The organism is Paenibacillus sp. FJAT-26967, from assembly GCF_001541095.1.
In the GTDB taxonomy this organism is placed as follows: domain Bacteria; phylum Bacillota; class Bacilli; order Paenibacillales; family NBRC-103111; genus Paenibacillus_F.
On record NZ_LMXH01000001.1, the window covers coordinates 1 to 20,524 of the forward strand.

General features: G+C 50.5%; 20 protein-coding genes, 1 pseudogene and 1 riboswitch. Of the genes and pseudogenes, 15 read left to right on the forward strand and 6 right to left on the reverse strand.

The features are described 5' to 3' along the window. Positions 1 to 44: 44 nt before the first annotated feature. From AR333_RS00005 to AR333_RS25680, 3 genes and pseudogenes are all read right to left on the reverse strand, one after another. Positions 45 to 902, reverse strand: coding sequence for an IS3 family transposase (locus AR333_RS00005; protein ID WP_084783406.1), 858 nt, complete (start codon positions 900 to 902; stop codon positions 45 to 47). A gap of 20 nt (positions 903 to 922) precedes the next feature. Continuing rightward, positions 923 to 1,534, reverse strand: a 612-nt coding sequence (locus tag AR333_RS00010; RefSeq protein WP_216638954.1) for a helix-turn-helix domain-containing protein, incomplete at its 5' end; no start/stop codon positions are given. A 1-nt stretch (position 1,535) separates the two neighbouring features. After that, positions 1,536 to 1,667, reverse strand: a pseudogene (locus AR333_RS25680) (helix-turn-helix domain-containing protein); the annotation flags it as partial. 231 nt (positions 1,668 to 1,898) lie between these two features. Here AR333_RS25680 and AR333_RS00015 point away from each other — a divergent pair. The 7 genes from AR333_RS00015 to AR333_RS00045 all read left to right on the forward strand — a co-directional run bounded on the left by AR333_RS00015 (position 1,899) and on the right by AR333_RS00045 (position 7,733). Then, positions 1,899 to 2,813 (forward strand): 5'-3' exonuclease H3TH domain-containing protein, encoded by a 915-nt coding sequence (locus AR333_RS00015; protein WP_068773317.1) that lies wholly within the window; start codon positions 1,899 to 1,901, stop codon positions 2,811 to 2,813. Positions 2,814 to 3,023: 210 nt separating this feature from the next. Further along, positions 3,024 to 3,905: an alpha/beta fold hydrolase gene (locus AR333_RS00020; RefSeq protein ID WP_068773318.1), complete on the forward strand. Its 882-nt coding sequence runs from the start codon at positions 3,024 to 3,026 to the stop codon at positions 3,903 to 3,905. A 330-nt stretch (positions 3,906 to 4,235) separates the two neighbouring features. Beyond that, positions 4,236 to 4,451: a hypothetical protein gene (locus AR333_RS00025; protein ID WP_068773319.1), complete on the forward strand. Its 216-nt coding sequence runs from the start codon at positions 4,236 to 4,238 to the stop codon at positions 4,449 to 4,451. 37 nt (positions 4,452 to 4,488) lie between these two features. Next, positions 4,489 to 5,478, forward strand: a complete 990-nt coding sequence (locus AR333_RS00030; RefSeq protein ID WP_253735682.1) for a hypothetical protein — start codon at positions 4,489 to 4,491, stop codon at positions 5,476 to 5,478. Further along, positions 5,478 to 6,686: a glutathionylspermidine synthase family protein gene (locus AR333_RS00035; RefSeq protein WP_068773320.1), complete on the forward strand. Its 1,209-nt coding sequence runs from the start codon at positions 5,478 to 5,480 to the stop codon at positions 6,684 to 6,686. Before AR333_RS00030 ends, AR333_RS00035 begins: the two co-directional genes overlap by 1 nt. Beyond that, positions 6,679 to 7,347: a hypothetical protein gene (locus AR333_RS00040; RefSeq protein ID WP_068773321.1), complete on the forward strand. Its 669-nt coding sequence runs from the start codon at positions 6,679 to 6,681 to the stop codon at positions 7,345 to 7,347. The genes AR333_RS00035 and AR333_RS00040 overlap by 8 nt, the downstream gene beginning before the upstream one ends. Further along, positions 7,344 to 7,733 carry a DUF350 domain-containing protein gene (locus AR333_RS00045; protein WP_068773322.1) on the forward strand — a complete coding sequence of 130 codons (390 nt, stop codon included), beginning with the start codon at positions 7,344 to 7,346 and terminating at the stop codon, positions 7,731 to 7,733. Before AR333_RS00040 ends, AR333_RS00045 begins: the two co-directional genes overlap by 4 nt. 146 nt (positions 7,734 to 7,879) lie before the next feature. Here the strand turns inward: AR333_RS00045 and AR333_RS00050 are convergent, their stop codons facing one another. Continuing rightward, complete coding sequence (locus AR333_RS00050; protein ID WP_068773323.1) at positions 7,880 to 8,134, reverse strand: hypothetical protein; 255 nt, start codon at positions 8,132 to 8,134, stop codon at positions 7,880 to 7,882. A 72-nt stretch (positions 8,135 to 8,206) separates the two neighbouring features. Further along, positions 8,207 to 8,500: a DUF3055 domain-containing protein gene (locus AR333_RS00055; protein WP_068773324.1), complete on the reverse strand. Its 294-nt coding sequence runs from the start codon at positions 8,498 to 8,500 to the stop codon at positions 8,207 to 8,209. A 291-nt stretch (positions 8,501 to 8,791) separates the two neighbouring features. On the opposite strand from AR333_RS00055, the gene nagA reads away from it, so the two are divergent. The 4 genes from nagA to AR333_RS00075 all read left to right on the forward strand — a co-directional run bounded on the left by nagA (position 8,792) and on the right by AR333_RS00075 (position 14,554). After that, positions 8,792 to 9,955 carry an N-acetylglucosamine-6-phosphate deacetylase gene (gene nagA, locus AR333_RS00060; RefSeq protein ID WP_068773325.1) on the forward strand — a complete coding sequence of 388 codons (1,164 nt, stop codon included), beginning with the start codon at positions 8,792 to 8,794 and terminating at the stop codon, positions 9,953 to 9,955. Positions 9,956 to 10,091: 136 nt separating this feature from the next. Beyond that, positions 10,092 to 10,934: a protein phosphatase 2C domain-containing protein gene (locus AR333_RS00065; RefSeq protein WP_068773326.1), complete on the forward strand. Its 843-nt coding sequence runs from the start codon at positions 10,092 to 10,094 to the stop codon at positions 10,932 to 10,934. 269 nt (positions 10,935 to 11,203) lie between these two features. Then, the gene (locus AR333_RS00070) at positions 11,204 to 12,217 is read left to right on the forward strand and encodes an HRDC domain-containing protein (RefSeq protein WP_068773327.1); all 1,014 of its coding nucleotides are present in this window, start codon (positions 11,204 to 11,206) and stop codon (positions 12,215 to 12,217) included. 321 nt (positions 12,218 to 12,538) lie between these two features. Then, positions 12,539 to 14,554: a penicillin-binding protein 2 gene (locus AR333_RS00075; protein ID WP_068773328.1), complete on the forward strand. Its 2,016-nt coding sequence runs from the start codon at positions 12,539 to 12,541 to the stop codon at positions 14,552 to 14,554. A 248-nt stretch (positions 14,555 to 14,802) separates the two neighbouring features. Here AR333_RS00075 and corA read toward each other — a convergent pair whose 3' ends face one another. After that, positions 14,803 to 15,741, reverse strand: a complete 939-nt coding sequence (gene corA, locus AR333_RS00080) for a magnesium/cobalt transporter CorA (RefSeq protein WP_068773329.1) — start codon at positions 15,739 to 15,741, stop codon at positions 14,803 to 14,805. A 439-nt stretch (positions 15,742 to 16,180) separates the two neighbouring features. Then, a riboswitch (SAM riboswitch) is annotated at positions 16,181 to 16,306 on the forward strand. An 86-nt stretch (positions 16,307 to 16,392) separates the two neighbouring features. Here corA and metA point away from each other — a divergent pair. The 4 genes from metA to AR333_RS24460 all read left to right on the forward strand — a co-directional run bounded on the left by metA (position 16,393) and on the right by AR333_RS24460 (position 20,392). Further along, positions 16,393 to 17,337 (forward strand): homoserine O-succinyltransferase, encoded by a 945-nt coding sequence (gene metA / locus AR333_RS00085; protein WP_068773330.1) that lies wholly within the window; start codon positions 16,393 to 16,395, stop codon positions 17,335 to 17,337. A gap of 29 nt (positions 17,338 to 17,366) precedes the next feature. Continuing rightward, positions 17,367 to 18,536, forward strand: a complete 1,170-nt coding sequence (locus AR333_RS00090; RefSeq protein ID WP_068773331.1) for an aminotransferase class I/II-fold pyridoxal phosphate-dependent enzyme — start codon at positions 17,367 to 17,369, stop codon at positions 18,534 to 18,536. Next, positions 18,533 to 19,684, forward strand: coding sequence for a PLP-dependent aspartate aminotransferase family protein (locus AR333_RS00095; RefSeq protein ID WP_068773332.1), 1,152 nt, complete (start codon positions 18,533 to 18,535; stop codon positions 19,682 to 19,684). The genes AR333_RS00090 and AR333_RS00095 overlap by 4 nt, the downstream gene beginning before the upstream one ends. 171 nt (positions 19,685 to 19,855) lie before the next feature. Beyond that, complete coding sequence (locus AR333_RS24460) at positions 19,856 to 20,392, forward strand: hypothetical protein (protein ID WP_156430788.1); 537 nt, start codon at positions 19,856 to 19,858, stop codon at positions 20,390 to 20,392. Positions 20,393 to 20,524: the final 132 nt, after the last annotated feature.

Sequence of the window (20,524 nt, forward strand, 5' to 3'; positions counted from 1 at the left end):
TGAACTGCACCCCGTCAAGTAGACACTATAAATAAGTAAAGACACTAGGCGGCCTTAGTCCTGAACTCCACGGGACTGAGGCCGTTTAATTTTGCCTGTAAACGTTCGTTGTTGTAAAAGTGGATATAGCCTTCAATGTCCTTCTTGAGTTTTTCAAACGTGCTGTATGTATTCAAGTAATACATCTCGCATTTCAAGGTTCCCCAGAAGGCTTCCATGGGTCCATTGTCAATACACCGACCGACACGTGACATGCTTTGGATCATTTCTGCTTTATCCAGTTTTTGCTTAAACTTCTTTGAGGTGTATTGGAACCCCCGATCGCTGTGAAGCATGGGGGTGGCGCCCGGCGCAACCTCAAGCGCCTGGTCTAGCGTTTCAAATACGAGCTTGTTGTTATTCGAATGCCCCAGCACGCTGGAAACAATGGTGTTGCCATGGAGGTCCAGGATGGCGCTGAGATAAGCCTTCTGCCCGTGTCCGTACTTCAATTCCGTTACGTCCGTCAGCCACTTCTCATTTGGCACATCCGTCTGGAACTTGCGATTCAGCACGTTCTCGGCAATGTGCTGTGGTGTGGAACGCGGGTATCGTTTTTTCTTCCTGCGGATGACCGACTGGATCCCTGCGATCTTCATGAGCCGCCGGATCCGTTTGTGGTTAATGGGCTTGTCCGTGTCTCGGCTAAGCTTCACGGTGTGCCTTCGGTAGCCGTAAATCCCTCGCACTTGTGCATGAAGGGCCAGCATATTTTGCGTTAGCTGCTCGTTTTCGCGCTCCTGCGGGCCGGGTTTGTGGTTTACCCACTTGTAGTAACTGGAGCGCTCAATCCCGGCAACCATACACAGCAGTTTCACGCTAAACCCTTGTTCGTCATGTACCGCTTGTATGGCCCGATACACATGGATTTTCTGATGCCGGCTTAATTTCGCCTCCTTTTCAGTTCCTTCAACTTTTTTAGAAACGCGATCTCCGCTCTGAGCCGTTCATTTTCATACGCCAGCTTCTTAAGTTCCAACTTGTGACGCTCGGCCTCGGTTAACTCTTCAGGCGCCTTGTTCCGTCCACGACCGTCCTGAAGCGCATCTTCTCCGCCATTCTCGTACTTCTTGACCCATTGATACACCTGATTGTAGGAAACCTTAAACTGTGCGGCTGTCTTTGCGTAGTCGCGCTCTTGTGCCATGCAGTAGAGCGCGATATCGATTCGTTCCTGCCAAGTGGTAGACCGACCCTGTGTCATAACCCTTGCTCCTTCGTTAACGGATTTGAAGCTGTTAGGACTATTATACTTGTTAATCCACCTTTGGAGTTGGGTTCGGCTTGCAATTTTATAGATATCGATGAGTTCATATTGTGAATACTTGCCTGAAAGATAGTCCTGTACCGCTTGAAGCTTTAGTTCTGGCGAATACTTGCGATTGCGAACCCGTATTTCCAATCCTTCAATCCCGTATAACTCATACCGATGCCGCCATTTCACCAGTGTACCTACACTGATGTTGTATTTGTCGGCGATCTCCTTCCGAGTGGCNTTCCAATCCTTCAATCCCGTATAACTCATACCGATGCCGCCATTTCACCAGTGTACCTACACTGATGTTGTATTTGTCGGCGATCTCCTTCCGAGTGGCATCACCTGTTTGAAGCTCCTCTATGATCGCCATTTTCTCGGTCCCATTATATTCATGTATGTGTGCCAAAAAGAAATGCCCCCCTCCAAGTAGTCGGTTTATTTATTAAACCTGTCTACTTAAAGGGGAGCATATCATAACAGGGGACAGTCTTTTTTATCTCCGTATTTCAATAAATCAGTCCGCTTCTATGCGATCTATGAAGACTGGAATCCTTTGTCTGCCATGGAGTCCTATTCGTAAAAGTGTTAAAATAAACAGATCATGTTTGGATTGGGGAGAAGTGTAGTGTTAAATCAAAACAAAGTTATGATTGTAGACGGGATGGCCATTCTTTTTAGAGCTTTCTATGCAACTTCCTATAGCGGATATATAAGAAAAACCAGCTCGGGTTTGCCTACAAATGCAGTATATGGCTTTATTCAATATTTTTTCGATGCCATAAATACGTTTAAACCTTCCCATGTCATTTGCTGCTGGGATATGGGGAGCACAACATTCCGGACCGAACAGTACAGCGATTATAAGGGAAATCGTCCTAAACCCCCTATTGAGCTAATTCCGCAATTCGATCTGATTAAGGAAGTCGTAGCGGAAATGGGAATTCCTAATATTGGACTGGTAGGTTATGAAGCGGATGATTGCATGGGGACGTTGGCCAATCAACTGAGCATCGACTCCGAAGTTTATATTTTGACCGGGGATCATGATATGCTCCAATTGGTAAGTGAGCGTGTAAAAGTTGTCATCATGAAAAAAGGGAAATTAAATTATGCAGTCTACGACTCGGATTTATTAATGGCGGAGAAGCAGCTTAAGCCTCTGCAAGTGATTGACTTGAAAGGATTCATGGGGGATACCAGTGACAATTATCCGGGAGTAAGGGGGATTGGCGAGAAGATTGCACTGAAATTACTTCTCGAATATCAATCCGTTGAGGGTGTTCTTGAAAACCTGGATAAGCTGCCGAAGGGTGTCCGGACAAAAATTGAAGAGAATTTGGAAATGCTGCACTTATCCAGAAATTTAGCAACGATTAAAGTGGACGTACCGATTAAATGTGATTTGAATGAATGCACTTGGAGCTTACGCAAAGAGGCAGCCATCCGAAAGTTCGAGGAATTAGAATTTGGCGGTCTTGTTAAAGTGCTGGAGAGTGCCTATTGTATAGCTTTATAAAATAGACATGAAATGTGAATATCTTCACACGGCGGCCGACTCGGGGTTTATTTCACCGGGACGGTCGCTTCTTTGTATTTTTATAAATCATTAATATTTCAAAAATAGCGGATTTTTTTCAAAATAACCCGATATACTTTACAAATAAAAGAGGCTAGATTAAAATTCGTGGTAAATATAGGTGTAAAAACTAAATTGAGGATGATGCATATGGTCATAAATAGATTCAAAAAACCAGAGGGCAAACAACTTATCTATGACTCCTACGAGAGACTTGTGGGCCAGTGGGGAGTCGAAGTGGAAGAAAGCGATATTCCTACCACCTATGGTCATACACATATCCTTACTGCGGGTAGCCGGAACAATCCTCCGTTGATGTTATTTCATGGGGTGGGTGACAATTCCGCTCTGATGTGGCTATTTAATATATCCGAGCTGAGCCGGCACTTTTTTGTAATCGCTGTAGATACATTAGGGGGACCCGGGAAAAGCGAACCCAATGCTAATTATATGAAAACCTTCGAACAGTCGCTGTGGATTAACGAGATCCTGCTGTGGCTCGGCCTGGAAAAGGTTAGTCTTGCAGGAGTCTCCAACGGTTCTTATATAGCCAGCTACTATACGATTACGAATCCTGACAGGGTGAACAAGGTGATCGCATTAGCGGGCGGTGTCAAAGTCAATATGCTCCGAATGGTCATGCTGTTCATGCCGGAAGCCTTGCTGCCTGCCTCTGAGAAGAACACCAAAAAGCTGCTGAGAAAGCTATGTGCTCCAACCTCTACCGTTTTTGAGAGTAACCAAGAGCTTATGAACCACTGGACGTATCTGCGGAAATACTTTAATAACAAGTCGATGATGTACCACAAATATAAGAAATTTACGAACGAAGACATTTCAGTTTTGAAAGAGAAAGCGCTGTTCCTAATCGGGCAATACGATCGGCTATCCAATTATCCTGCTGCGATTAAGGATTTAGAGATGAACCAGGTTCCTTATAAAATTATTCCAGATGCAGGACATGGCATTAATCATGAACAAGCGGATCATATTAACCGTGAAATGATCCGGTTTCTAACAGTAGATGCCTAATTAAACGTGTTAGATCCGTATCGTCCATAATTGGAGCGGGTACTAACGTGCGCCGTATGCGGATTTGCAAATTTCTATGCAGAGGAATCTTCCCTGGGTTACGGTAAAGATACGACTGAAATACAGCGGATCGTCAGCTTAAGCTGCGGGTCCGCATTTTGTCTTTTTAGGGCAAAAGTCATAAAAAGGGTTTCCTCTATTTCTTGAATTTGGTATGGTAGGGGGTGAATCATTCCCGGGTATTCATAAAAAAATGAAACAAAATCCCTGCTCAAACGTTAGAAAGAGCATGAATATTAACCAATACGAAGTTTGAAAGGATGATACCCCATGGAAGCAAGTGTGCGCATTATTGAAAAATTAGAGAATGGTGATTTGAAAACAATCGACGAGAGAGCCTGGAGCCAGGCTATGTTCACGATGATGGAGCAAGCTAACTTCCTGCTGATCGGCGGGAAAGAATACGAGATGATCGAAGGCAGACTCGATGTAGAGAACGAGAAGCTGGAAGTACTGGTTATCCCTGTGAAGAAAGATAGTGAATAAGTTCAAGCCAGAAAGTCAGACCATGGAGGGATTCGTAATGAAGGTGAGGAGTAAACATAGCGGACAGAAGCCACCGGAACTTCAGGCCATCGAATGGAACACCGCTGAATTTCAGGCAGACGCGCTGCAACAAGTCCGGCTGCCTGCTGTGACGGAAGTTATTTCGGCTGCTATAGAAGCGGAGGCAGCTCAGGCGGCGCATGAAGTCCACCCTGCTGCCGATCAAGCAGAACGCAGCCAAGCAGATGAAGCCGGATCGGTGCCTGCCGAAGCGGCAGTGGATAACTCCAGACGCAGGACACCTGCGGGCCCGGCCCGTTCTTCCCGGACAGCTAAACCGCTCCGCGTACTGAGCACCTCGCTGGGTATGGTGCTTGCGGCTAACCTGCTGCTCGTACCGGCCGCATTCTCGGAGAGTAAGCCGGAACCGAAGCTGATTGAATGGTCGAACGAAGATGTGAAGACCTATTATGATCCGAATATGGACTGGAATATTCCGCTCCCGGATCAGGCTGGCCAAGCGAGCCCGACTCCAACCCCAACCAATGGAGGATCTGCTGCAGGAACGGGCTCCAGTGCACCGATTGTATATAACAACGGACTGGACTGGACAGATTTGATGCTGTACCATCTTATTTTCAACAGCGGCGGATCTTATTCATCTCGAGGATGGAGCAGTTCGCGACCGGCTTATGATTACAAGACTAAGAAACCATATTCCGTACCGACATATGATTCGACCAAATTCCAGAATAAACAAACTTCGAATTCGACGGTCAAACCAAAGACTTCGAATACAACTGGCGCGTTTAACAGTAAGTCAACGATTAACTCCCGTAATAATAGCTCATCGAATTCTTCGGGCAGTACCAAATCGGGGTCAACGAGCACCAAGTCCGGGAGTACTTCCGGCTCTGTTTCCTCCGGTTCCAGCTCATCGAGCAAATCCAGTTCATCATCGTCCGGGAGCATCGGCGGTAAATCGAGCGGCTTCAGCTCATCCGGCAGTTCTTCCAGCGGCAGCTAATGGATAATAGAGCGTTTCGTGTGGTCGGACAGCCGCTTGAAGACCGCAAAGCCCGTGTGGCTGAACTGGGCAGGATGGGATTTACATGGGCCGATATCGGGGCCGAAGAGTACTGGATCGATCAGCTCGTCGTTATGAATGGAGAAGTCTACGAAGACGTAAAGCAGGCTTCCAGGATGCTTTGGTCCGTATTCGATAAAGGAGCGCGTTTTGTACTCGGCAGGCGTGATCTGTATGAGATGCTGAGCATTCCCGAGGTACTCTGGGATGGGCTTGATCAGCTCGAACCGGGGCCGCCCGGCCTCATCAGCCGGTACGCCCGTTTTGATTTCAGTGTGTCGGAGGACGGCAGGGTGAAGCTGCTTGAATTGAATGCGGATACACCGACCGGGTACGTGGAATCTTCCATCGTGACGCCATGGATGTCCCGTCAATACGGTGTCTGCAGTCCGAACGCAGTCATGGCGGAACAGGTGCGCCAGGCTTGGTCGGAAGAGCAGCCGGAAGCGGCCGCTTGTATCGACTACGGCAAGCATCTGGAGGATTCCGGAACCATCGATGCTCTGGTGAAGCATAGCGGGCGACAGATGCGCTGTGTGGACTGTCTCGATTTGTGGGTAGACGAAGGGATTCTCAAAGATTCGGATAACCGGGCGATCTCGGGCATGTTTGCTCTTTACCCCAAAGAATGGATGGGCGTGGATGACGGCGGGGAAGCTCTCGCGTATGCGATTGAAACTGGCCGCCTGAATTTGTTCAATCCTATTCATGCCATTATTTTGCAGTCCAAAGGGCTGCAGGCTGTGATCTGGGGGCTGCATGAAATGGGTGTGCAGCTGTTCACCCGTCAAGAACATGAAGCGATAGAACGCTATATGCTTCCGACTTATAACCAGCCGGTTTTTGAGGGCAGTTACGTGTCCAAATCGATGTTTGGTCGTGAAGGCGGTTCCGTGCGCATGTACGCCTCTTCCGGGGATATGGATATCCAGGACGAAGAAGGCTTCGATACAAGCACGTTATTCGAGAATGTGTACCAGGAGCGGGCCGATTTGCCGAGGGTTCAGCTTGCCCAAGGCGAATACCGGCTGCTCACCGGCATGTTCGTGATTAACGGCGAGCCTTGCGGGCTTCTGGGCCGCGCGGGCGGCTTGATTACGGGCAATGCGAGTCATTTTGTGGCGATTGGAGTTGACCAAATTGAATAAGAAATCTATGACCGGCAGGTCCCAGCAGCGTAAAATGCGCAACCGGATCATCATCGGCATCATTGTAGCCTTTGTGCTGCTTGGTTTAATTGCTTCATGCGCCGGAGATAAAACGAATGTGTTAGATCCGTCCGCGAACTCTTCTAGTTCAGCGGAATCTTCTGTAGTTCCATGGGACTACAAAATCGAGCAGTCCAAGGTTGGAGATCTGATCGGGGGAGATATGACCCTGCAGCCTAACAATCAGATGCTGCCTAACGATAATAACTATGCGACAGGTGATAATGTCTGGGTGCTCAGCTTTATGACCGCCGAGATGAAGACCGCTTCAGACGGGAAGAACGATGTAACGCTTTCCGCCTGGACTCCCCTCAAGACTTTTAAAACGGAAAAAGAAGCAAAGACCGATATGGATCAGTTAAAGCTTCAAATCGAGACAGAGGTTGATCTCATCGGTGTCTACAAGACCCAGTATGAAAGCAAAGAGCGCGACTTCGCAGTCGTGAAGCTCCCTTCAGGACATAACATCAAGCAGCCGATTTCCAAAGAACGGTATGCGGAATTAAAAGATAAAAAGCGGGTTAAAGTGGTGCTCGAAGAAGTACATGATTTTTCCGATTATGATTTAGCGATGTCGAAGTTCAGGGGGTGGGCGAATTGATCGGTTTTGATTTATTAATCAGTTTTATCGTAATTCTAGTTCTGCAGTTTGCCGGTATGGTGATATTCAGCTTCATAACGCCGTTCAACGATCTGGAAGAGCTCAGCAAAGGAAATAACGCGGTGGGCCTGGCATTTGGCGGTAAATTTATGGGGACGGCCATTATTCTGGGAGTTGCGGCTTATACCAATTCCTCTATCCTGCACATGGCGCTCTGGTTTGGAATCGGCTATCTCTGCCTGCTGTTCACCTATGTCATCTTCGACTGGCTGACGCCGGGCGTCAAGCTGTCCGAGCAACTTAAGAACGGTAACACAGCCGTAGGTATTCTACTGCTTACGGTTTATGTCGGCGTTGCTTTTGCGATGAGCAGTCTGATTATTTAAAAAAAGACGGCTGCATTTGCAGCGACGATCTTTACAGAAAGAACCCCCTGGAAGACGACCCGAATAGGGATGTATTCCAGGGGGTTCTTTCTGTTGGAAATGCTCAGGAAAGCGGGTGGAGCCGCTAGAAACCAAGTGGGAAGTTCCTACAGCTCCTCGGTCTGATCATCACCGGGATAGTCACGTTCGATCCCTTCGTGCAGATCTCGGTTTTCATAGCGGAAGCGGTTTGTGGGACGCTGGTCTTCACGCCAAGGAGTGCTTTTGCCCAATGTTGGAGATGCCATCGGCGATCCGTAAGGTCCTTCGGGAAATTCCTCCGGTATGGTATCGTTTCGCTGGGATTCGACCGTGGGCAGATCGGTGCCCCGGCGCTCTTCTTCGGTAAACCCTTCAGTCATGAGAGTCCCTCCTGGGAAAAGCGGCGCAGTGCCGCGGTAATTGTTCTTTTCCCAGTTTTCCCGCAGGCTGGTTCAAATATCCGTGAAATTTACGGTGCCGACGATTTGGTACAAGAATGAACGGAGTTCCTCGGCTTCTTCTTCCCCCAGCTTAAACACATGCTCCAGATAGCCTTCCTCATCGAGATCATCGGGGCCGATAACGGCCGATTTGCCGGATTGCAGATTGATAATAAGCTTTTTGCCATAAAAACGGTTCGTATTCAGGATGGCCAGGTCAAAACGGCACATGGACGGGCTGATAAAGCAGACAAAGCGGGTCGAGGTGTCCTCGGTATGATCATATAAAAAATCGAAATCAGACATGGCCGTCACTCCATTTTCCAGTTGATACTCCCGATTATAGCCGAAGGAAGGGCTGCCGTCCAAGAGAGGAGCCGTGCAGATTCAAGTAAGTTCTCTGAGGCTGTTCCTATTAAACAAAATATCCATGAAAGTTTTGCCAATGTATCGGAATACGCGTTAAGATGAAGCCAGGAGCAATGGGAGAATGAATCGTTTCCCTAGGTTTGTACCTTGAAAGCCCTATAGCTGCGAAGAATTGCTTGCCGGAGACTGGATTTTAAGTGAAGAAAATGATTTGGGGGAGAAGCCGTGATGACTAATAGAGTGGTGCGGGATGTACAAGTTGCCCTGCCGACCGGAATACTCGCTTCAGCCGATGTTTGGATAAAAAATGGTAAAATCGAAAGAATTGAGGGGGGGAATTCCTCTGCTCCGGTTCAAATTCAGAATGAAGGTTACGAGCTGATCGATGGCGGGGGCCGGCTGCTAATTCCCGGAATGATCGACGTACATATTCATGGTGCGAGCGGCTTTGATATGATGGATGGAACTCTGGAGAGCATCCAAGCCGTATCGCTTGCCTGTGCGGCTACTGGCTGTACCCGATTTCTGGCGACTTCTGTAACCTCCGATATGGACGATCTTCTGCGCATGATCCGCAGTGTGAAAGGGGCTGCCGGACAGGAGAGAGGGGCCAGAATTGCCGGCATCCATCTGGAAGGGCCTTATTTGAACCCGAAACGCAAAGGCATGCAGAATGAAAAGCATTTACGTCATCCCGACCTTGAGGAAATGACCCTGATTCTTAACGAAGCCGGATCCCTTGTCAAAATGGTCACGATAGCTCCTGAGCTGCCAGGGGGAATGGAGCTTATCGCCCTGCTCAAAGAACGGAATATCGTGATCGCGCTCGCGCACTCGGATGCGACTTATGAGGAGGCCAAACTCGCTTTTGCAGCCGGGGCGAGTCATGTCACTCACTGTTTTAACGGCATGCGGCCGATTCATCATCGAGATCCCGGGCTGGTAGCCGCAGCTTTTGAAGAAGAGCAGGTGAGTCTCCAGGCGATTGTGGATGGCGTCCATCTTCATCCTGCGATCGTCCGGCTTATGCACAAGATCAAAGGACCGGAAGGTATGGTACTCATTACGGATGCTCTCCAGGCGATGGGGCTTGGGGACGGAACGTATGAATTCGGCGGGCATCAGGTTGCGGTCAAAGATGGCGTGGCCCGGCTGAAGGATGGGACGCTTGCTTCAAGCACGGTGACTATGAACGAAGCGCTGCGTCTGACTAATGAGCTCGGAATTTCACTGGTGGACGCGGTCCGGATGGCAGCGACAACTCCCGCCGAAATTCTGGGGCTTCTTGAGGCGGGCAGGATCGAAGCCGGCTGTGAAGCGGATTTAGTGCTTCTTGATGAGCGGTTTCAAGTGGTCTGGACGATGATTGAAGGGGAGATGATCCACGGGTAAGGTCAGAAGGATGGGGCCTGCCGAATGGCTGGAAGAAGAGATACTGTTTCCGTAAACGGAAGGCCTGCATGATGGCTGGTTGGGACAGAGGTGCCTGCCGGCTGCAATATAGAACATGTTTACGGGAGGGATGCTCATGCAGAGAGAAATTACGGCCGAGACGCTGCTGCGTCAAGGCCAGGGCGTCTGCAACGAGGACGCCCTTATCACGCTGCCGGAGCGCAGCATGTACGGCGTCGCGGACGGCGTCTCCGGCTTGACGCCGTACCGGGACGCGAGCGGCCGTACAGCCGGCTGCATCGCGTCAGGGCTCGTGGCGGCATGCTTCGCCGATGCCGACGTGGATGACCTCGAGCGCATCACGCTCGAGGCGAATATGCGGCTGCGCGGGGTAATGGAGCGCCACGGAGTGGGCTCTGGAGATACCGGCAGCCTGTGGGGCGCCGTCCACGCCGTAGTGCGCGTGGACGAGGACCGCGTCGCCTGGGTACAGACAGGCGACTGCATGCTCTACGCCGTCTACACGGACGGCGGAGTCCGCACGCTGACACGGGACTCTGTAGAGTCCCATGATGAGCGTGCGCTCGCGCTCTGGCGCCGGGATTACCCCGGCGACTGGGAGCGCGGACACCGGCCGCCGGAGGTGAACGACGCGCTGCGGGCTAACCGCAGGCGCGCCAACCGCTCCGGCGGCTACAGCGTCGTTAACGGAGACGCCGGGCTGGTGCGGCACCTGGAGAGCGGGACGGTTGCCCGCTCCGGCCTCGCGCACTTGCTGCTCGTTACCGACGGTATTTATCCGTGGCGGGAGGAACATAGAGCGGACCCGGCTGAGTGGGTCCGGGGGATTGCCGCCGCGGGACTCGCCTCCGCCGTAGAGGAGCTGGAGGCATTCGAGCGGCAGGATGCGGCCTGCCGCCAAGTTGCAAGGTTCAAGCAGTCGGACGATAAAGCAGGAGTTTTGTTAACCTTACGCTAGAATAACACTTGTGCGAAGCCCTCAGGTTTGTAATTTATGTATGCTGCTGTGTTTAGTGGGAGAAAGCTTCATATTCCAAAGTTCCAAAGTTCCAAAGCTCCAAAGCTCGCGTAACAAATAACCTGCCTAGCTACTTGTAACTATATATGAATAATGGTATAATTTGGTTAAGCTCAGTACAGAGGAAGCACCTCTCCGCATGCTAGTTCAGCATGGAGGAGAGGTGCTTTTTGCGTATCCGGGCTTATTATGTACAGGAGGTCGAGTGTATGAATGTGATTTATTTAACGACGTTAGAGAAGCCCCTTGGAGAAGGTCGTATGAGGCAGGCCCAGTTTTTTGCAGGAGAGAAGGTCGGCATTTGGCAGGCCTTGTGGAATGAGACCCAGGCGGATGGGAATCAGGTACAAGATATCTGGTATGAGGGAGAAGTATGGAGCGAACTGCTTGAAGCCATCAGGCTGGGACTCCAGAACAAGCTGGCGGAAGGCTACAAGCCCCTCTTGAAAGGGATTGGAGAAGAGGCAGCCGTATTATCGGCTAAGGCGGAATCGACCCAACTGCTGCATTTTTACGGAGAATGTAATGCGGATGAAGGGATTTATGAGGAGCTGCGGAGCTGGAGGCGGGAACAGTCGTTCAAAGAAGGCCGTTCCCCGTTTATTCTCGCTTCCAACCGTATGCTGCAGATGATTGCCGCTTTTTGCCCGAAATCTATCGAGGAGCTTCTTCATATTCCCGGTTTCGGTCAGAACCGCGCCACCAAATACGGCGGTGATGTTCTTCGTATCACCAAAGATATGCAGCGCAGCACCGATTTTCCTCTCGATTGGGTAGCGGAGCGGACAGACCGGCTGGCATTTGATGTCTGGCTGAACCGTCAGAAAGAACGCCGTGTCCAGAAGGAAGCGGCTCGTCAGAGCGGCAAGCGCAAGCTGCTTGAAGCGATGGCGGAGGGCAGCGGGCTGGGGAAGCTTCGTGCAGAGCTTGCATTCACTTCCCGTGAGCTGGTGGACTTGCTGGAAGAACTCGAAAAAGAGGGCTACGATGTGCTCGCTTCTGTAGAGAAAGAGCTCATGAATATTCCTGCTGATCAGCTGGCTGAAGCGGAGAAATTGTTTGCCGAGCTGGGAGACCGATATTTGAAACCGGTCCTGCAAGGACTCTATGGTGAGAACCTGCCGGATGCACCGACTGCGGATCAGGTTTATGAATGGCTGCGTCTGCTGCGTTTTAAAGTCCGGAAGGAGCAGGCTAACGTTCGGCAGGAACAAGCCGGGTGAAGCCGGGTGACGATTAACGCCTGATGCAATGCGTACTTACCTCATAGGGTTTACCACTCCTCGCAATCATCTGCCTTATTCCCATCTCGCTCTAAGAACTCCCTTAATCTGAATGTTATCATTCGCTAGTTCTCTCACAACGATAATCTCTGCCTGCGCGGTCTATGTTATCTAGGTCACTGCCGTCATTCTGCATATTTTGTTTCCGGATACTCTCTCTGCCCGGGAGTAAGAAAGAGCAAAGAAACGATTGGTATGAATTGTAAATAAGGAGACCGTTTGCTAAACTGAAGCTATAGATTTTCTAAGAGAGGGCTGTTTATGAGACAGACATTTTCAGGGGACGACCCGCAGAAGAAGGAGACCGACAGAAGACTGCATTTTACCCTTCGTATTAACTTTTTTTTCTTTGCCACCTTTCTTTTGTTTTGTGTCCTGATTGCCCGTTTATCGTATCTTCAATTTGTTGAAAGCGCTGCTTATCAGAAAGATAAAATGGATGTTATGCATGATTCAACCGTGCTTCCGCCCATCCGGGGGAATATTCTCAGCCGGGACGGCGTTGTGCTTGCGAATTCCCAGTCGATCCAGTCGCTCTATTTTCGCGTGGAAGGCGGAGTTAAGAAGGATATTCTGATTAAACAAAGCATCGAGAAGGCCCGCAGGCTTGAAAGTGTCTTTGCTGAGTACGGTAATCCTGACCTGCCCAAGATGACGGCTGAGGCAATTGTGAAGGCAATGGATCTGGAGTATGACATCACCATGTCCAAGGAGCTCAATCCCAAGCTGCCGTATTCAGAGCCCAGGCGGATTAAAGCAAATCTCAGCAAAGAAGAGATAGCCTTTCTGCTCTCCAACCGGGATGAATTTCCGGGACTTGAAGTTGTGGAGGAAAGTATCCGGCAATATGATCCCCGCACCATTGCCGCTCAGCTTGTCGGATATATGAGGAAATATGATACGGCCCACAGCTTGAATTTCTATAAAAAACGGGAGGATCAGAAGTATCTGCTTCGCGAAATGGTCGGTTATGACGGTCTTGAAATGATGTATCAGGATGAGCTGAGAGGTCTGCCCGGGCGCAAAGTGTATCCGGTTAACGCTCAGGGCAAAATCGTAGGTAACCCTACGATCGAGAAACCGGAGAAGGGCAAAAACCTGCGTCTGACGATCGATTCCAAGATCCAGCTGGATGCGGAGCAAGCTATTGTGGATCAGCTCAAATGGCTTCACAATCCTCCGTCCGGCTATGGTAAATTTGCCGCTCCATATGCCCGTTCCGGCTATGCGGTAGCGATGGAAGTCGATACGGGCAAGGTGGTAGCGATGGCTTCGATGCCGGATTACGACACGAATATCTGGTCCGATGGAGTATATTCGCCAGAGGAGCAGGCAACAACGGAGAACTTCGTCAATAATGGGGCCATTCGCAATGCTCCGGCCAATTTTCCGAAAGAACAGCAGAAGAAGCATCCGTCCTCACTGGTTTATCTCGGCTCCACTATTAAACCGCTGACCGTCTTGGTCGGTTTGAAGGAAAAATTATTGTCGACGGGCAGCACTTATTACGATGGCGGTTCCTTCTCATTCGGTAAGGATAACAGCACGATCAGCAATTCAGATGGGGCAAGTTACGGCTCCCTATCGCCGACAAGAGCGATTCAAGTATCTTCGAATACGTTTATGTCAGCCAAGATCGGCATTCCTTTCTATAACAAATACCAGAAGAAATCCGGAGAAGCCTGGGAGAAACATCTGGCAGAATTCGGGCTTGGCGTGGTTACGGGAAGCGGTTTGCCGTGGGAATACGATGGAATGTCCGAAATTGATGCGGCTGCCAAAACAAGCAGTTATCAGTCTGCCATGGTCTATGCCTCCTGGGGGCAGAACGGTAAATACACCACCCTCCAGCTTACGCAGTACGTAGCTACTCTGGCAAGCCGCGGCAAACGCATGAAGCCGCAGTTCATCGAGCAGATGCTGAATGATAAGGGCGAAGTGGTTCAAGATTACAAGCCTGAAGTTCTTAATGAGGTAGATCTGCCGGATTCGTATTGGAGCACGGTCATTAACGGAATGAAGAGCGGGGCGGAGGGCATTGACAAGCTGCCTTATGCCGTCGCACGCAAGACAGGGACATCCACGCAGCAAGTTTCGGGCGGTCATATCGACAACGCCGTCTTTATTGCTTTTGCCCCGGAGAAAGATCCCAAGCTTGCTGTCGCAGTCATTGTTCCGGAGGGAGGATTCGGTAAGTATGGGGCTGCTCCGATCGCAGCCAAAATCTTCGAATCCTACGACCAGCATATCGGCGGTCTCAGCGGACCTAGGAAATAGGCCCCTTCATGGATGAATTCGTACCGGCTGCAGAAGATGGCTGGCATTAAACTAGGCCGTGACCCCGGCAAAATTGCGCAGTGAGAGTTCTTATGCTGCTCACTCGCTGGCTTAGTCGAACCGGTACCTTCTGCTGCTTAAGAGTTGGGGTACGCCCTGCATAAATCCAAACAGCCGCGCTGTTAGTGCTCCCGTCGGGAACATTAACAGCGCGGCTGTTTAGGTGTATATCGGTATCTGGTCCATGTTCAGATCCAGCCTTTTTTACGGAATAGAATAAACATACATAAGCCGAGAATGCCCATTAAGCCAAAAATATAAATGTCTGCGTGCGGAATCTCCAGGATGCCGAGAACATTCGTAAAATTCATCCCGAACAGGCCGGTAACGAAGGTGAGCGGCATAAAGATGGTGGTCAATGCGGTAAAGATTCTCATAATTTCGTTGGCCCGGTTGGCCACACTCGCTTGATAGGCTTCACGTAAGTTGCCCATCAGATCGCGCAGGGTATCGAAGGTATCGACGATTTTAACCGCATTATCATGAATATCATCAAAATACTTCTGCAGCTGGTTATCGATCAGCCGAAGCTCCTTGCGGTTCAAGGTGGCGACGACATCACGCTGGGGGACCAGCATTTTCTTGAGCCACAGAATTTCCCCGCGGAGTCCGATAATCTCATTCAGATGAGATTTCTTCGTATTCATCAGAATATCTTCTTCGAGCTTCTCGATTTTATCTTCGATCCGGTCGCCTACGCTGACATAATTATCAATCACCAGGTCGACCAGATGGTATAGAAAACGGTCCGGACTGTTCACTTCTTCATTCCACAGCTGAGGTTTGATAGCGCGAAGCTCCTGAATTTTCTGTCTGGTTACGGTAATAATGTAATGTTTGCCTAAAAATATATTGAGGGCGCGCAAGAAAATTTCTTCGTCATCGAACCGGATACTGTTCAAAACGATAAAATAGTGCGTATCGTAAATTTCAAGCGTAGGCCGCTGTTCTTCTTCACTTAAACAATCTTCGACAGCCAGATCATGCAGGTGGAAAAGGGGCTGGAGCAGCACCAGGTCATCCACGTCCGCATCGATCCAATAAAAGCCGGACTCGGGTGGTGTCAGCGTGTCATGAATATCTTCCACCATTGTAAAATCGCCTTTCTGTACCAGGCGTGTTTTCATCCGTTTCACCTCTTGGAGCGAAACAGCTCAGAGCACACCTATCCACAGGAGTCCTAGGGAAACCTACGGATGCTGGAGTGCCGGCTGCGCTTCGCTGTATTTGATTTTGTAAGGCTTTGACTCATTCCGTTGCCACTTCCGAAGCTGCACCTTCTCGGTCGGTCCCCGTCCATCCGTATGTTTCCCCCCTTTATTATTCCGTGTCGAACACTTGTCTAGTATATACCTACAATTTCCGCGATTCAAGCAGGAAGCCCCGGGAATTTATCGCTTTAAAAGTGTTCATTTTATCGTATGCCCCATGCCTTTTATGGTGAAAGGCGCAAAGCTGTATTCCCCTTTATTTTTACAGGGCTTGTTAGATTATGGAGAAAATTTATTCGTAAAAGTCTTGACTTTTACCGGGCAGCCTTTAAGATAGAAGATAACCGAATAAACTTTCTTATCAAGAGTAGGTGGAGGGACTGGCCCGATGATACCCGGCAACCGACATTGTATCCCCGAGGAGCAATGCACGGTGCTAATTCTTGCGGGAGCTGCTTGTGCAGCTTCTGGGAGATGAGAGAGAGCATGTTTGCATAAGGATGAACAGGCCTTTCTCAACTTTTTTGAGAAGGCCTTTTTATTTTCTTTTCCAAGGAGGAACGACAGATGCCTATTAAAATTCCCGATAATCTTCCAGCAAAAGAAGTGTTGACCTATGAGAATATTTTTGCCATGGATGAGACCGTCGCTTACCACCAGGACATCCGCCCGCTGCGGATTGTCATTCTCAATCTCATGCCGACTAAGGAAACTACGGAGACGCAGCTGCTTCGTCTGCTCTCCAATACGGCACTGCAAGTCGAATTCGTTCTGCTCCATCCCAAGACCCACACTTCCAAAAACACTTCTCCGGAACATCTGGAGATGTTCTATAAAACGTTCGAAGATATTCGAGACGAGAAATTCGACGGGATGATCATTACGGGGGCACCCGTTGAACAGATGGAATTCGAAGATGTCCACTATTGGGAGGAACTCCAGGAAATTATGGATTGGTCCTCCGATAATGTGACTTCGACGCTTCATATCTGCTGGGCTTCCCAGGCCGGTCTTTACCACCATTTCGATATTCCTAAATATTCGGTGGACAAAAAGCTGTTCGGCGTCTTCCCTCATACGATCAGCGAGGAGAACGTGGAGCTGCTCAGAGGGTTCGACGAAGTCTTCTTCGTCCCGCAGTCCCGGCATACCGAAGTACGCCGCGAGGATATTGAAAAAGACGACCGGCTGGTTATTTTGTCCGAGTCGGATGAGGCGGGAATTTACATTGTATCTACGAAAGACGGCAAGCAGATTTTCGTGACGGGGCACTCCGAATATGATCCGCTGACTTTGAAATGGGAATATGAGCGGGATGTAAACAAAGGGCTGGACGTTGAAATTCCTAAAAATTATTACCCGGGCAACGATCCCGGCAAAAAGCCGCTTATCACTTGGCGGGCCCATGCCAACCTGTTATTTTCCAACTGGCTGAACTATTATGTCTACCAAGAAACGCCATATGATCTGAATGCGGGAAGAGAGCTCAGCGCACTTAGTGCCTGTCTATAGATACCTTATATATTGGAGGAGAGAAGCCTGTGAATATCGAGAGTCGTTTGGCGCAAATCGGTTCAGTATCCGAACCCGTTACAGGGGCAGTAAGTTTCCCGGTGTATCAAGCAACTGCATTCCGTCATCCTAAGCTGGGAGAAAGTACAGGATTCGATTATGCGCGTACCAAGAGTCCAACGCGTAAAGTGCTGGAGGACGCAATAGCGGATCTGGAGTCGGGCGATGCAGGATTTGCCTGTTCTTCCGGAATGGCTGCGCTGCAGACTATTTTCACCCTGTTTAGCCAAGGAGATCACCTGATCGTTTCTCTTGATCTATACGGAGGCACTTACCGGCTGCTTGAGCAAATTATGTCCCGTTTTGGCGTAAGCGCTTCTTACGTGGATACCAATGATGTGGAAGCGTTGGAAGAAGCCTATCTTCCGAATACGAAGGCTGTGCTGATCGAAACTCCTACGAATCCCCTCATGATGGTGACTGACCTGGAGCTGGTTTGCAGCTGGGCGAAGAGCAAGAATGTGCTGACTATTGTGGACAACACGCTGCTCACACCTTATCTGCAGCGCCCTATCGAATTGGGAGCCGACATCGTTATCCACAGTGCGAGCAAATACCTGGGCGGCCATAACGATGTTCTCGCAGGGCTGATCGTAACCAAAGGACAGGAGTTGTCCGAACAAATGGCCTTCCTGCATAATTCCATCGGAGCGGTGCTCGGTCCGCAGGACAGCTGGCTGCTTATGCGCGGCATGAAGACGCTGGCGCTGCGCATGGAGCGCCATGAACAGAATGCTACGGCGATTGCCCTTTACCTGGATGAGCATCCGCTGGTAGCGGAGGTCTTCTATCCCGGATTGGAATCCCATCCGGGTCATGCCGTACAGAAGAAGCAATCATCCGGCAATACGGGGATTTTCTCCTTTAAAATGAAGGATGCCCGCCTGATCGAGCCCATTCTGCGTCATGTCAAGCTGATTGCTTTCGCGGAAAGCCTCGGCGGTGTCGAGTCTCTCATGACGTATCCTGCCGTTCAGACGCATGCGGACATTCCGCTCGAAATCAGGGAGAAGGTCGGCGTGGATGACCGGCTGCTCCGCTTCTCTGTAGGCATCGAGCATGTGGATGATCTGATTACCGATCTGGCTCAAGCGATAGAGAAAGCGCAGGCGGAGCTGGACGGAGGTGCCCAGGAATGACGGACGATCGCGGATTCGGCACCAAGCTTCTTCACTTCGGCGGAGAAATCGATAAGACTACAGGTGCTTCCAGCACACCGGTCTACCAGGCTTCCACGTTCCATCACTTCTCGCTGGATAACCCGCCGCAGTATGACTATTCCCGCTCCGGCAATCCGACGCGTCAAGCGCTGGAAGATTACATAAACGTGCTGGAAGGCGGCGCGCGCGGATTTGCTTTTGCATCAGGCATGGCGGCGATTTCGTCCGCGTTCTTCCTTTTGTCGAGCGGAGATCATGTCATCTGCACGGAAGACGTATATGGAGGGACATACCGCCTGCTGACGGCTATTCTCACAAGGATGAATATCGAGACGACATTCGTCGATATGACTGATCCGGAGAAAGTGAAAGCGGCGCTGAAGCCGAATACGGCAGCGGTCTTCCTGGAGACGCCTTCGAACCCTACGCTCAAAATTACCGACATCGCGGTTATTTGCAGCTGGGCGAAGGAGAACGGGCTGCTCACGATGCTCGACAACACGTTCATGACGCCGTATTATCAGCGTCCGATTGAACTTGGTGTCGATATCGTGCTGCACAGCGCGACCAAGTTCCTCGGCGGGCATAGCGATGTGCTCGCAGGGCTCGCCGTTGTCGCGAGCGACAGCCTCGGAGACCGGATGAAGCAGATCCAGAACGGTCTCGGCAATGTACTCGGGCCGCAGGACAGCTGGCTGCTCATGCGCGGCATGAAGACGCTGAAGACGCGGATGGAAGCGCACGAGCAGAATGCCCGGCGCCTGGCGGAGTGGCTGAGCAGCCATCCGGCGGTCGAGCGGGTCTATTACCCGGGGCTGCCGGATCATCCGGGCCGTGAGATTCACGAGAAGCAGTCGCTCGGCTACGGAGCGGTCGTATCGTTCGACGTAGGCGGAGGTCAGCGTGCGAAGAAGCTGTTAGGTGCCGTGAGCATTCCGCTGGTAGCGGTTAGCCTCGGCGCGGTGGAGAGCATTCTGTCCTATCCAGCGATGATGTCCCATGCGGCCATGCCTCCGGAGGTCCGGCTGGAACGCGGCATCACTGATGGACTGGTCAGATACTCGGTCGGCCTGGAAGATATCGACGACATTCTGGCAGATCTGGACGCAGCTTTGCGGCAGTTGTAGCATTCTTTCACAGGGGTTCGTTATCAGGGCTGCTTTATAAAGTAAAGGAAAAAGTCTCCGGGCTGATTGTGAAGTGCACCCCAATCGTTAGAATATGTCTAACAATTGGAGGTGCACTTCATTGCCGGAGACTTTTTGTGCTGTATATCTTATTTCTTAGAAGAGCTGGATTTGGAAGATGAAGAGGACCCGCTGCTTGATGAACTTGAAGAGCTGCTGGATGAGCTGCTCTTGCTTGAACTTCCGGAGGAACTGAAGCTTCCGGAGGAGCCGGAACCGCTGCTTGAGCTTGAACTGCCTGAAGAACTGGAACCACTGCTCTTACTTGAGCTTGAACTGCCCGAAGAGCTGGAACCGCTGCTCTTCGAGGAGCCGCTTCCTGAAGAAGCGGAACTGCTGCCGGAACTGCTTTTGGACGGAGCTGTCGAAGGGCTCGACTTGGTTGTGAATGAACCCGAGCCGCCAGAAGTAGTCGGCGGTTTGGCGGTTGCTCCGGTCGCCGGGCTCTTTTCTTTGGCCGAGCCGGAAGGGCTGGAAGCAGGCTTTGAGCTTGGGGAGCTGCTGGCAGCTGAATCCTTCTTGGTCGTAAATGAGCCGGTGCCGCTTGATGAAGTCGTGGGCGCTTTTGCAGCCGGTGCCGGTGAAGGTGAAGCAGCCGGCTTAGTTGCCGTCTTGGCGGCAGACGTATTGTTTTTATTATTTTTGTAGGAGTTATATTGTTTCTTCTTGGCTGTGTCCTCCATGATATCATCCAGAAGATCGGCGGCAATAAAGCCTGCGAGCAAGGCACCCGCTTCATCGAAGTTATCATGAACATACTCGTAGGTATCTACCTCGACA

Coding starts and splice junctions, on each gene's coding strand:
- AR333_RS00055 (WP_068773324.1), bottom strand. CDS start 8,500: ATGTCTGATTTCGATTTTTTATATGATCATACCGAGGACACCTCGACC.
- AR333_RS00095 (WP_068773332.1), top strand. CDS start 18,533: ATGACGGACGATCGCGGATTCGGCACCAAGCTTCTTCACTTCGGCGGA.
- AR333_RS00025 (WP_068773319.1), top strand. CDS start 4,236: ATGGAAGCAAGTGTGCGCATTATTGAAAAATTAGAGAATGGTGATTTG.
- AR333_RS00050 (WP_068773323.1), bottom strand. CDS start 8,134: ATGACTGAAGGGTTTACCGAAGAAGAGCGCCGGGGCACCGATCTGCCC.
- AR333_RS00065 (WP_068773326.1), top strand. CDS start 10,092: ATGCAGAGAGAAATTACGGCCGAGACGCTGCTGCGTCAAGGCCAGGGC.
- AR333_RS00015 (WP_068773317.1), top strand. CDS start 1,899: ATGTTTGGATTGGGGAGAAGTGTAGTGTTAAATCAAAACAAAGTTATG.
- AR333_RS00030 (WP_253735682.1), top strand. CDS start 4,489: ATGAAGGTGAGGAGTAAACATAGCGGACAGAAGCCACCGGAACTTCAG.
- metA (WP_068773330.1), top strand. CDS start 16,393: ATGCCTATTAAAATTCCCGATAATCTTCCAGCAAAAGAAGTGTTGACC.
- AR333_RS00035 (WP_068773320.1), top strand. CDS start 5,478: ATGGATAATAGAGCGTTTCGTGTGGTCGGACAGCCGCTTGAAGACCGC.
- AR333_RS00075 (WP_068773328.1), top strand. CDS start 12,539: ATGAGACAGACATTTTCAGGGGACGACCCGCAGAAGAAGGAGACCGAC.
- nagA (WP_068773325.1), top strand. CDS start 8,792: ATGACTAATAGAGTGGTGCGGGATGTACAAGTTGCCCTGCCGACCGGA.
- AR333_RS00020 (WP_068773318.1), top strand. CDS start 3,024: ATGGTCATAAATAGATTCAAAAAACCAGAGGGCAAACAACTTATCTAT.
- corA (WP_068773329.1), bottom strand. CDS start 15,741: ATGAAAACACGCCTGGTACAGAAAGGCGATTTTACAATGGTGGAAGAT.
- AR333_RS00070 (WP_068773327.1), top strand. CDS start 11,204: ATGAATGTGATTTATTTAACGACGTTAGAGAAGCCCCTTGGAGAAGGT.